The sequence below is a fragment of the Streptomyces sp. NPDC021080 genome, from assembly GCF_044333225.1.
Taxonomy (GTDB): Bacteria; Actinomycetota; Actinomycetes; order Streptomycetales; family Streptomycetaceae; genus Streptomyces.
The window spans coordinates 1-1,050 of sequence record NZ_JBIRQM010000072.1; the positions used below are offsets into that span (position 1 = coordinate 1).

Consider the following 1,050-nt stretch of genomic DNA (forward strand, 5'->3'; position numbering starts at 1 on the left):
TGGCGAAGCTGAGAACTTAAGCGCCAGTAAACGGCGGTGGTAACTATAACCATCCTAAGGTAGCGAAATTCCTTGTCGGGTAAGTTCCGACCTGCACGAATGGCGTAACGACTTCTCGACTGTCTCAACCATAGGCCCGGTGAAATTGCACTACGAGTAAAGATGCTCGTTTCGCGCAGCAGGACGGAAAGACCCCGGGACCTTTACTACAGTTTGATATTGGTGTTCGGTTCGGCTTGTGTAGGATAGCTGGGAGACTATGATTCCTGGACGCCAGTTCAGGCGGAGTCGTCGTTGAAATACCAGTCTGGTCGTGCTGGATGTCTAACCTGGGTCCGTGATCCGGATCAGGGACAGTGTCTGATGGGTAGTTTAACTGGGGCGGTTGCCTCCTAAAGAGTAACGGAGGCGCCCAAAGGTTCCCTCAGCCTGGTTGGCAATCAGGTGTTGAGTGTAAGTGCACAAGGGAGCTTGACTGTGAGACCGACGGGTCGAGCAGGGACGAAAGTCGGGACTAGTGATCCGGCGGTGGCTTGTGGAAGCGCCGTCGCTCAACGGATAAAAGGTACCCCGGGGATAACAGGCTGATCTTCCCCAAGAGTCCATATCGACGGGATGGTTTGGCACCTCGATGTCGGCTCGTCGCATCCTGGGGCTGGAGTCGGTCCCAAGGGTTGGGCTGTTCGCCCATTAAAGCGGTACGCGAGCTGGGTTTAGAACGTCGTGAGACAGTTCGGTCCCTATCCGCTGTGCGCGTAGGAATATTGAGAAGGGCTGTCCCTAGTACGAGAGGACCGGGACGGACGAACCTCTGGTGTGCCAGTTGTCCTGCCAAGGGCATGGCTGGTTGGCTACGTTCGGGAGGGATAACCGCTGAAAGCATCTAAGCGGGAAGCCTGCTTCAAGATGAGTATTCCCACCCCCTCGAGGGGTTAAGGCTCCCAGTAGACGACTGGGTTGATAGGCCAGATCTGGAAGCCCGGTAACGGGTGGAGGTGACTGGTACTAATAGGCCGAGGGCTTGTCCTCAGTTGCTCGCGTCCACTGTGT

At 56.0% G+C, this 1,050-nt stretch carries 1 rRNA gene; it reads left to right on the forward strand.

Going from position 1 to position 1,050, the window contains the following annotated elements:
* Positions 1-1,029: ribosomal RNA gene (locus ACH4S8_RS45180) — 23S ribosomal RNA — on the forward strand; the annotation flags it as partial.
* Positions 1,030-1,050 lie beyond the last annotated feature (21 nt).